Here is an 11,485-nt window from a genome sequence, read left to right as displayed (position 1 = left end):
CGAGAAACCGAAATGCGGCGCCCTTCCTGAGCCTTACCGACTTTAAAAACACATAAAATTAATCGAATAAAAAGTTTTAAGTTTATGCGATAACGAAATATAACAACATTCTATCGAAAGCATTCCAAGCACCATAAAGAAGTTTCGTCTTTTTTTGTTATAAAGCTTTCATCCTGCTCGCAGAGACCTATATTTATTATTAAGAAACTTGGGTACTAGGGTCTTTGATTCTTGGCCATTTTGGTACGTATAAACGTTAGTATCAGGAAGCCGATACATAAGTCTATTAATCTTGGTTCAGCCGATTCAGCACGACCTCGTAAGGTTCCAAAGCATGAGCACTCAACGACACGGTTTATCAATTGGTCTGGAACGCACGAATGAAGTCATTCTGCTTAACTTGAAAGTTCTGGGTAAATTAACACACGACGACTACACCAAAATAATTCCGATGCTGGACGCAGCCGTCGAGGGCATAGAACATCCTTACATCAACGTATTTGTCGATGCCTCTGAACTTGAAGGCTGGGAATTAAGAGCCGCCTGGGATGACTTAAAGCTTGGAATGAAACATGGAAATGAATTTGCCAGAATTGCTATCTACGGCAATAAGAAATGGCAGGATTACGCCGCCAAAGTCGGATCTTGGTTCATATCTGGCGACATCAAGTATTTCGAAGAAATGGAGCAAGCACAGAAATGGCTTCAAGAAGAAAAACAAAAGCTGTGGTAGTTAACCCGCTTTTGCTTTTCGTTTTCACTCATTACGCAACGTTATTGGCCGCAGTCAAATCTGAATACAACTCTTTGTCTTGTGTTTTTATTCAGATAAAACCGGTTCGAGCGTATCCACCAGTAGATCAATATAGGGGTCAAAAATCTCTTGCCCGTTGAATTCTGCTTTCAGCACCGAAATCATAGTGTAAACCCCAACCAGCTTTCGTTGCAGAAATAAAAACTCTTTAGGCGGCATATTAAAGTGCTTGGAAATGGCAGAAATGGTCGCTTTTCTTGCAACCCGGGCCGGTAAATCACTTTCAACCCAACAATAATCACCAAATTGATTCAGTGCAAACGCCGGAGGCGGATTTTGACCATTAGCAACCGGTTCCAGCAAGTCATAAACAATCTCTGTAAAAGCATTAAGCACCTTCGGTGGAAAGTGAGCTTGCATAAAATTAACAGCGACAGCGCCCTCTAACACTTTTTTTCGATCTCTGAGATAACCGCCCTTAATCATCAGTTGAACCGGTTTCATAATGGAGTCATCGAACGTACGAGCCGCACCAAAATCCAATAAAACTAACTGATCTTTAGCACCGTCTGACCCTAAACGCACTCGGTAGTTACCAAAGTTAGGATCTGTCTGCATTTCTTTCCAGACAAACAGTTCTTTAAACAACAAGTCCAGTGCCCATTTGGAGATATCATTTCTGCGCTCTAGAGAAAGCCCCAACACCGCATCACTGTTGACGTTATGACCTTCTTCATAGGAAGTACACAAAACCGCCCCTGTAGAATAGCGCTCGAACACTTCAGGTACAACGTAACGGGGGTCGTCTGCTAATAAACGACCAAACTTCCGCGTGGTATGAAATTCTTCATGGTAATCCACCTCCCGGTGCATCATGAATCGTATTTCATTAAACCACTGGTCAAAATCACGACCCATCTTTACCGAACGAGTTAATTTAATCAGTGTCGCGACCGAACTTAAATCAGAGTCTATGGCTTCCGCCACACCAGGGTACTGAACTTTCAAGCATAATTGCTTGCCGTCGGACTTGCGTGTCGCTCGATGAACCTGTCCCAACGAAGCAGCCCCGAGAGGAACGGGATCAACGTCCAGCTCAGTCAAACGCTCAACGCCTAATTCTTTCACCAACTCATGATGAATGGTCGTCCAGGCAACGGGCGTCGTATCCTCTTCTAACGTATGAAGTGCATCGGTGATTTCCTGAGGCAAAAACAATTCGCCATAAAGCGCCATCATTTGGCCGATTTTGACCACACTGCCCTTCAATTTACCAAGTTCTTCAACCAAATATTGAGCTTCTTGAGCCAAGGCCCTTTTATGCGCTTTACGGCGCTTATCCTGACTTTTCAGCATCGCTCCGGCACTTTTAGAGGCGTATCGAGTACCGGCAACAACCCCGGCTTTTGCCATCAGATACTTTCGTTCAAAACTGCCTGTGCGGATTTTTTCGACGTATTTAGAGTCCGATTTTCTTACCATGAAAATTCCAATAAAGGGTGATTCCGTTAATTCATCGAGCCTGACGTGTCTTTCTTATTTGCAGAAACGGCACTTGAACTGCGAAGTAACCGTCTCTGAACTGCATTGTAACTTCTCTGATTTCGGCCATTTTAACCAGTTTGAGCTCAATTGGCGATGATTTGACACGACGTAACGCAACCAGAACCCCTCAATAAGAAAATTATTGAATACGCAGTGCGCCCACCTGAGTATTTTTTAACCACCTGAAAAATAAAACATAAAAAAATTAAAAAAAGTATAGACAGCAATAAATATATACCTATAATACTCCCCACGATTTGCCGACATAGCTCAGCTGGTAGAGCAACTGACTTGTAATCAGTAGGTCCCGAGTTCGACTCTTGGTGTCGGCACCAGAATCTGAAAAGCCCGATTTCTTAGAAATCGGGCTTTTTTTTGTGCCAAACTTTTCTTCTCAAAAAAAACTGCTCCCTATTTCCTGACGTCATTATAACTCGAGTTAAAATAACTTAATCGAACGATCAATTTTCTCAATTGTGCAATGCACGTAAACCCCTATAAAATTATTACATTATCTCAACAGTTTAACCCATTGAGCCTCCCTCCTAATTCCATATAAGAACATCGTTATGAAACATTCTACTGTTATCAGCCGTCTTTCAATTCCCTCTGCAACAATGGTATTAGGGGTATTTTCCATACTGACACTTGCAACGACCTCTGTATTTGGTCAAACACCACCACCGGCAAAAGTTGAAGTAGTGCAAGCAACCATCGAAGAACTGGCTGATACCACTGAAATACCCGGCATCATCGACTTCAATACCAGCAGCCAAATAACCAGCGAACAAGCAGGTATTATTTCTGAGATTTACTTTGATGAGGGTGACATGGTGAAGTCAGGTCAATTGATAGCCAAGTTAAACACCGACCTACTGAAACAAGACATCAAAGTAAAAAACTCAGAGCTCGAAGCACTTAAAGCCGAACAAGGGCGTATCGAGAAAGACATGGCCCGTTCTCAAAAATTGCTAAAAACCAGTTTTGAAAGTAAACGAGCACTGGAAACCCTCGAGTTTAATTTGCAAGCCAACAAAGCCAACCGCCAAAAGCTGCTCAACCAAATTGAGCGCTTGAACATACTGATTCGTAAAAGCACAATTAAAGCCCAATACGACGGATTAATTCTTGCGAAACATAAACAACCTGGTGAGTGGCTAGGACAGGCAGACCCGATTGTTACACTGGCCAAGCTCGACGAAACCATTGCCTTAGTCAGCGTACCCGAGCGCTATGTCCGTTACATTAAGCTAGGCAACAAAACCGCTGTAAACATCGCCCCCCTGGATCTTCAGATCGAAGGGATTTTAAACAGCACCGTCCCGGTGGCAGACCTCAGAACCAAAAGTGTTCCTGTAAAAGTCACAATTGATTACCAAAGCGGACTGGTTCGCAATATGTCATTAAAAGTATCAATAGCAACATCAGAACCCAGAACCGCAGTCACCTTTCCCAGAGATGCGTTAATCCAGCACCAAGGAAAAGAGTTTATCTATGCCGTAAAAACCAATGACGACAACAGCAAACAAGCGCAGATTATTCCGGTCACTATCACCGGTCGCTACGGTGCCAAGGTTTCCGTGCAACCTGGCCTGATCAGTGAAACCACTCAAATTATCGTGAAAGGAAATGATCGTCTTCGTCCCGACCAACCGATCATCATTCAATAAAGGCTGCAACCCATGTCATTAATTGCTCAGTCCATCAAACATCCGGTTGCGACCGTTTCAGCTGTCATTCTTGTGGTGATGTTTGGCATCGTCAGCTTAATGGAACTTCCGGTTCAGCTTACCCCCGACGTAGAACAGCCTCAAATATCAATCCGTACAACCTGGCCCGGAGCCAGCCCTTATGAGATAGAAAAAGAAATCATCGAGCCTCAGGAAGAAGTCCTTAAAAGCGTTCAAGGGCTGCTACTGATGGAGAGTGCCAGCTACAACGATTACGGAGAAATCACCCTAACATTTAAAGTAGGGACCAGCCTGAATAATGCGAACATGCTGGTCTCGAATAAACTGAATGAAGTATCCAGTTACCCGGAAAATGCGCTCAAACCGGTCATCAACACCTCTGGTGCAGACAGTTCCCCCATCATTTGGATGATGCTGAAAAAAACGGAAGAACCATTTCGGGACGTTCGAAAAGAACGGACCTTTTTTGAAAACGAAGTTCGTGCTCAACTGGAGCGGGTAGACGGTGTTGGTTCTTTATTTGTATTAGGGGGCACCAAAGAACAGCTGGAAGTGGTCGTGGATGCAACGGCATTGGCCAACAACCAGCTGACCATTGAGCAACTGGCGCAAAGAATCCAAAGAGGAAATCAAACCACCTCTGCCGGTGTCCAAGGTATCAGCCGACGTAACTACCGAATACGCACCTTAGCGGAGTTTCAATCCACTCAGGATGTAGAAAACCTCCCTATTCGAGACGATGGTTTCTACCGAATCACGCTGGCAGACATTGCCAGAGCCCGCATTGGCTACGAGCCAAAGACAGATGCCGTTTTGCATAACGGTATGCCGATGATCATTGTGGGTGTGAAAAAAGAGTCAGGCGCAAACGTGCTCGACCTGACCGAGCGGGTTCGAGCGGTTGTCAATGAATTAAACGAAACGGTACTGGCCGATCAGGGCTTATATTTTGATTGGGTCTACGACCAAACCCCGTACATCAACACCGCTATTGATATGGTCAAAACGAATCTGATCATTGGTGCCTTACTTGCCGTCATAGTCTTGTTGCTGTTCTTACGGTCACTGGCCTCAACCATTACCGTTGCCATCGCCATTCCTGTCTCAGCAATGGGCACCTTTATCTTTCTTTACCTGGGCGACCGGTCGATCAATGTGGTCAGCCTGGCCGGGATCTCATTCGCGGTCGGTATGTTAGTCGACAACTCCATTGTGGTGCTTGAAAACATCGACCGTCACCGGCAAATGGGGAAAAACGCATTTCAGGCAGCTCTTGACGGCACAACTGAAGTTTGGGGTGCGGTATTGGCCTCGACCGTCACCACCGTTGCGGTCTTTTTACCGGTGCTCTTCATCGAAGAAGAAGCAGGTCAATTATTCCGGGACATCGCCATTGCGATCACCGCTTCCATTGTATTCAGCCTAGTGGTTTCCATCACCTTAATCCCAACCATCATCCGACGGTTCTACGGTCGCAGTAAAGACAAAACAGGCTATGAAAAGCCCGTCAAACTCCATGAAGGCAATCTCTTTGTGCGTACCATCATGCTGTTATCACAATTAACACTTAAATCATTTTGGAGTCGTTTAGCTACCATAACTTTGTTTGTAGCAGGCTCATACATGATCACCATGTGGCTTTTGCCCAAAGCCGAATACCTTCCTCAAGGCAATCGCAACTTAATACTCAACATACTTGTACCGCCGCCCGGCTATTCCGTCGAGAAACGAGAACAGATATCTGAATACGTCTACGATGAGCTTGAACCCTACATCAAAGAGGATGGCGTTGAAGGCTACCCGCAGATCAAAGACCTGTTCTTTGTGAGCCACGACAGCCTGACCTTATTTGGCGGACTCAGTGAGCACGAAACCCGCGCCAAAGAATTAATGCCACTGTTTAATCGAGTCATGCAATCCATCCCCGACATGTTCGGCGTCAGCCTGCAGGCCGGGATTTTCGAAAGTGGCATAGGAAAAGGCAGAAGCATTGATGTGAATGTCTCCGGCACCGACAACAGCGATATCGTGGATGCTGCGCGTGTTCTCTATGGCACTTTATCGGGTGCCATTGAAGGGGCACAAATCCGCCCTATGCCATCCCTGGAAATTTCTTATCCAGAAGCCCGGATCATCCCCGACCGAAATAAACTCCTAGCCAATGGTCTGGATGAAACCAGCTTAGGCACTTATATCGATATTATTATGGACGGTCGAAAAATCAGTGAATACAAACCGGACGGCCATAAAGAAATTGATCTCATTCTGAGGAATGATGAACAGTACGTCACCTCACCGGAAGACATTCTGAATAAGCACATCGTCAATAATTTTGGACAATTAGTTCGCATTGGTGACGTAGCCGAACTGACATACGCGACTGGTGTGCCTCAAATTAACCACAGGGAACGAAAACGAACCATTACCTTGCAAGTAACCCCTCCAGAGCATATTCCACTGCAAACCGCATTGGAAAACATTACTCAGACCATCGTCCCTTCCGTCAAAGAAAAAGGGCTGCTTGATAAGGTTCAAATTTCCGTGGGCGGAAATGCAGACAAGTTAACCGAAACCCGAAACGCCCTGCAATGGAACTTTGTACTCGCTATTCTCATTACCTACCTGCTGATGTCCGCTTTGTTTTCGAACTACCTTTACCCGGTCATCATTCTGGTCTCAGTACCATTAGCTGCTGCAGGCGGCTTTGTAGGGTTATCCTTAGTCAATACTTTCGTGGCACCACAGCCGTTTGATATTTTAGTGATGCTGGGCTTTGTGATTTTGGTCGGAACTGTGGTGAATAATGCGATTCTGATTGTTCATCAGTCTCTGAATAATATCCGACACAGCGCAATGCAAGGAATTGATGCAATTCTCTGGTCTGTTCGGACTCGCATCCGCCCCATTTTTATGAGCACAACCACCAGCTTGTTTGGGTTATTTCCACTGGTTATCGCTACCGGCGCAGGCAGTGAAATTTACCGTGGTTTAGGCAGTGTTATCTTAGGAGGATTAGCCTTGTCCACTTTGCTAACACTGTTTGTTATTCCCGCACTGCTCGCGTTCTTTATCCACCTGGAAAAAACCAAAAGTTAATGCAGAATCGGACAGGGAGAACGCTTGCCCTGTCCGATTTCTTTTCAATCAATTAAACCGTGCCATACTGAATATACCTTGTGGCTATAACGGTTTAATTTTCAATGCTTAAACGACCTCTGTATGGCAGGCTTACTGTATTTTTCAGCTTGCCCAGCTTAAGTTTCTTTACGGCGCTTTCACTTTGCCCAACGAGCCACGCATCGGAAGCCGTTCCAGCCAAGCTTGCCACTTCTATCATGGAACCCTATCAGGAGTACGATCCGGAACAGCAGCTTTCCGGCCTAGGAATAAACGTTATCCGGTGTATTGAACAAAACACAGACCTTCAATTCACTTTGGAATTACTCCCCTGGAAACGAGCCCAGGAGTTAGTAAAACAACAAAAGTACGACGGCTTTTTTGTCGGCTCGGAAAACAACACAAGAAACCAATACGCTCGCTATTTCGGCCCATTTATTACCAGCTACTGGCATTGGTACTTAAAACACGAACGGGAAGCCAGAATGGATAACAATGGATTACCAACCCCTGAAAACATCAACATCGGGGTAGTTTTGGGGACAAATATGCATCAATGGATTTCCGCTCATGAGGGCTACAAAATCATTGCCCACGAAAGCAGTAAACACCTTTTTGAATTGCTCGAACTGGATAAACTCGACTATGTTTTGGCCACAGAACCAATGTATTTAAATTATAGAAATTCCGTGGATTCTGAGCTGAATTCACTGATTGCGAAAAGCAAACCTTTAGGGGTGTATCTGGGGCACCACTTTATTCAGAAGCACCCTAAAATAATTAAGCAAATCGAAAATAGCGTAGATTCCTGCCAGCAGAATTAAACGTGAGTTTCTTCCATTTAATCCTGCTCGGTCAGAGTTTTTTAACAGCGACGATACTCACTCGGAGCTTTTCCGGTCCAGCGCTTAAACGCTCTTCTGAAATTTGCACTGTCACTGTATCCCAGCCTCATTGCCACATCGTCCACCGACAAACGATGATCACCCAGGAAGTAGCACGCCTTTTCTTTTAACACAGAATTAACTATATGCTGATAACTGGTGTCATGTCTTGCAAGACGCTGACGTAAAGCTTTTGGCGATAATTCAAAGTGGTCCGCCAAGTCATTTAAGCTGGGCACTTCACCGGTATTTTTCTGAAGAATCAACTTAACCTGATTAGGCAAGGTATCCTGCTCTGAAATTTCCTTAATGCGTTGATCACACAACTGCTTCGATAAGTCAGCCAGAAACGGGTTGGCCGTTTTCAAAGGCTGATTCAACAACGCAGTAGGAAAGGTCATTTCATTAAACTGCTGATCAAAACGCACAGGACAACCGAATAAGTCCTCATAATCTTTCGCGTATTTTCGTCGGCCAAATGCTAACTTCATATCAGACAACATCATCTTATCGCCCAGCATGCTTTGTAACTTGACCCAATAACTTGCAAACACAGCCTCAGCAGTAAAGATCTTATGTTGAGGTTTAATACGATTATGATACGGATAAGTCACACGCAAGGTGGTAATATCATCCGTCACCGTCACCGATTGCAACATAGAAAAACCACAGACAGGGTAATATTTCATCATCCGGTCTACGGCTTCACCTAAGGTATTCGCAGTGATCACCACCTGAGACATCAGCCCGTCAGTATGAACATTCAGTTGACGTCCAAACTCAAGGCCTAATTCGGGTGAATCAGTGACTTTGTATCCTAAATCTATCAGTCGTCCAAATTGGCGACGGCTGATTCTCCCTTCCGAAGAAAACAGCTTTTCTTTGCTAATACCAACCGTCCTGCCTAAGTCAATGTCATGCCCCCCAGCATTTTCAATGACTTTATAAAGCACAGCAGCGTAAATAGTCGGAATTTGCTCTTTATCGAGTAACTTATCGTTCATGGCTTGCCTATGATACAACTGACATTTGGTACGCCTGAACTTCCCTGAGAGAACAAATGTATGCACTTGTTCTGTTCATGTACCTATTGTTATTTTGTTTATATAGAAGTGCTAGTAGCACAGTAACACCCTACCATCAGCCCAAAGAGGTTAAATAGCAACCATTTTAGGTCATTTAGCACCCTTCTTTATTGAATTGTCGTTCAATTAAAATAGTGTCGTATAAAATCAACTATTTGTCCAATAATACAATACTCATACAAATCAAACGCTTAAATCATTTTACTTGTTTCTTAGAAAGACTCTTTAGTATGGCCCCTAAGAAACGTGCCGCCTCTCCTCCCGTTACCGCGCGATGATCAAAGGTTAACGACACAGGTAAAACTGGGTGTACAACTGCTCGCCCTTTATAAGCAACAACGCCTTGATAAATTTTTCCTGCACCAACAATCGCTACGGTGGGAGGCACCACAACTGGTGTAGCAAAGCGCCCGGCCATTGTCCCAAAATTACTCAAAGTAATTGTGGCCCCTAACATCTCAGAAGGCGGAATGTTTCTTGATTTAACTGCTTGCCGAAGCTGATCCAAACCGCTGCGCAAGTCTTTCAAAGAACGATTATTGATGTCCCTGAGTACTGGTACAAAAAGACCCTGATCTGTGTCCACCGCGATGGCCAGATCAACTTGTTGGCACGGCCGAATCGAATTACGTTCACCATCAAACCAGACATTCAATGCAGGCTCTTCTTTACAAGCCAGGGCAATGGCTTTGGCCAAACGAATAGTAGTGTCGTCGCCTTCCGGCCACTTATGAACATCAACCACATCAAAAATACTGACAGGGACAACTTGCTGATGAGACATGGCCATCGTTTTTGCCATCGTCCTTCGTACACCCCGTAATACTGTACTTTGACCTTTTTCTTGATCTATTTTGGCGGATGCCTCTACATCTTCAGACAGAATCCTGCCCTCAGACCCACTGCCTTTTACTTGTTCAATATCGACATTAAGCCTTCGAGCCAAGGCTCGGACACTGGGCGTTGCTTTTGCCTGATTGATTTGAGTCCCTGATGAACCAATGATAAACGTGTCCGATTGAACCTTTTGATCCGCAGCTTTAATTTCACCAACCACTGTCCCTGTATCATCAGAAAGATGATCAAACTCTACAAGAGGGTCGCCAATGTGCAGCACATCACCTGTATGACCGAAACACGCCAGTATTTTACCTGTCACAGGTGAAGGCAGGTCTACAATCGCTTTTGCAGTTTCCACAGAAACCAGCAAGTCGTCTTCTTTTACGTCATCCCCTTCCTTAACATGCCACTCAACAATTTCTGCTTCAGATAACCCTTCACCTAAATCAGGAAGTTTGAAATACTTCATAGCGCCTCCGGAAAATTTGTTGGGATTGTTTATTCAGCACTTACAGCCTTTTCAGCACACCGCAGTCTTTCCAACACCGCTCAGTCTTTCAAGACGAGCATGAGCAGCATTCAAAATGCCATCAGCTGTTCACAGGTATCTACAATGTCGTGTTCATTCGGTAAATAATAATGCTCATTCTTAAAATAAGGCATCACCGTATCAAACCCCGTCACCCGTTTTATAGGCGCTTTTAAATCCAAAAGAGCATGCTCTGCCAGACTGGCCGCAATTTCAGCACCCACACCAAAAGAACGGCAAGCCTCATGCACAATACAGCATCTGCCCGTGTGCCTAACCGAGTTCAAAATCGTAGTTAAATCGAATGGTTTAATCGAGGCCAAATCAATCACCTCAGCCTCAATACCTTTTTTACTCAGTGCTTCAGCCGCTATCAGTGTTTCTCGAATGGAAGCACCCCAGCTCACCAGTGTGATGTCACTCCCCTGTCTTAACGTGAAGCAAGTATCCAGAGGAAGTGCTTCACCATTGTCGATCACTTTTTGTCGGTCGATTCGGTAAATACGCTTAGGTTCAAGAAATAACACCGGATCGGGACAGCGGATTGAGGCCAGCAATAAACCATATGCGCGTGTCGGTGAAGACGGTATCACCACCCTCAAGCCAGGAATGTGAGCAAAAATAGCTTCGGTACTTTCGGAATGGTGTTCCGGAGCATGAATACCCCCACCAAAAGGCGCTCTGATGACGAGAGGGCACTCCAAGCGTCCCCTTGTTCGATTACGCAACCTGCTTGCATGTGAAACCAAATGCTCCATGGCAGCGTAGATAAACCCCATAAACTGAATTTCAGCCACAGGTTTTAGTCCATGCCCGGCCATGCCAATGCTCATCCCGGCAATCAGCGTTTCCGCCAATGGTGTATCCATTACGCGCTTGAAACCAAACTCATCTCGCAGGTCGACCGTCGCCCGGAAAACACCGCCATTTACCCCCACATCCTCACCCAGAACGACAACACGCTCGTCGACACGCATCTCATGAGCCAGTGCTAAATTTACCGATTCAACCAAAGTAATTTCATGAATCTTTTCGTTCAT

The 11,485-nt window shown here is 45.0% G+C and carries 8 protein-coding genes and 1 tRNA gene; 5 read left to right on the top strand and 4 right to left on the bottom strand.

The window, feature by feature from the left end:
- The first annotated feature begins 334 nt into the window (after nucleotides 1-334).
- Nucleotides 335-733, top strand: a complete 399-nt coding sequence (locus ABD744_RS02310; protein WP_344795048.1) for a SpoIIAA family protein — start codon at nucleotides 335-337, stop codon at nucleotides 731-733.
- A gap of 87 nt (nucleotides 734-820) precedes the next feature.
- Here the strand turns inward: ABD744_RS02310 and ABD744_RS02305 are convergent, their stop codons facing one another.
- Entirely contained in the window at nucleotides 821-2,236 is a 1,416-nt protein-coding gene (locus tag ABD744_RS02305) for an ABC1 kinase family protein (RefSeq protein WP_344795046.1), read from the bottom strand.
- 322 nt (nucleotides 2,237-2,558) lie between these two features.
- On the opposite strand from ABD744_RS02305, the gene ABD744_RS02300 reads away from it, so the two are divergent.
- The 4 genes from ABD744_RS02300 to ABD744_RS02285 all read left to right on the top strand — a co-directional run bounded on the left by ABD744_RS02300 (nucleotide 2,559) and on the right by ABD744_RS02285 (nucleotide 7,931).
- Nucleotides 2,559-2,634, top strand: a tRNA-Thr gene (locus ABD744_RS02300).
- Nucleotides 2,635-2,868: 234 nt separating this feature from the next.
- A complete protein-coding gene (locus ABD744_RS02295; protein ID WP_344795044.1) occupies nucleotides 2,869-3,969 on the top strand; it encodes an efflux RND transporter periplasmic adaptor subunit in 1,101 nt (366 codons plus the stop codon).
- 12 nt (nucleotides 3,970-3,981) lie between these two features.
- On the top strand, nucleotides 3,982-7,086 hold the full coding sequence (locus ABD744_RS02290) for an efflux RND transporter permease subunit (RefSeq protein ID WP_344795042.1): 3,105 nt from the start codon (nucleotides 3,982-3,984) through the stop codon (nucleotides 7,084-7,086).
- Between the two features lie 104 nt (nucleotides 7,087-7,190).
- Nucleotides 7,191-7,931: a substrate-binding periplasmic protein gene (locus ABD744_RS02285; protein ID WP_344795040.1), complete on the top strand. Its 741-nt coding sequence runs from the start codon at nucleotides 7,191-7,193 to the stop codon at nucleotides 7,929-7,931.
- Nucleotides 7,932-7,972: 41 nt separating this feature from the next.
- On the opposite strand, the gene ABD744_RS02280 is transcribed toward ABD744_RS02285, so the two are convergent.
- From ABD744_RS02280 to ABD744_RS02270, 3 genes are all read right to left on the bottom strand, one after another.
- Nucleotides 7,973-8,995 (bottom strand): AraC family transcriptional regulator, encoded by a 1,023-nt coding sequence (locus tag ABD744_RS02280; RefSeq protein ID WP_344795038.1) that lies wholly within the window; start codon nucleotides 8,993-8,995, stop codon nucleotides 7,973-7,975.
- Between the two features lie 277 nt (nucleotides 8,996-9,272).
- Nucleotides 9,273-10,385, bottom strand: a complete 1,113-nt coding sequence (locus tag ABD744_RS02275) for a dihydrolipoamide acetyltransferase family protein (RefSeq protein WP_344795036.1) — start codon at nucleotides 10,383-10,385, stop codon at nucleotides 9,273-9,275.
- Between the two features lie 110 nt (nucleotides 10,386-10,495).
- Entirely contained in the window at nucleotides 10,496-11,485 is a 990-nt protein-coding gene (locus ABD744_RS02270; protein WP_344795034.1) for an alpha-ketoacid dehydrogenase subunit beta, read from the bottom strand.

It is taken from the genome of Litoribacillus peritrichatus (genome assembly GCF_039537985.1).
Lineage (GTDB): Bacteria > Pseudomonadota > Gammaproteobacteria > Pseudomonadales > Litoribrevibacteraceae > Litoribacillus > Litoribacillus peritrichatus.
This window is presented reverse-complemented; position numbering and strand designations above follow the sequence as displayed.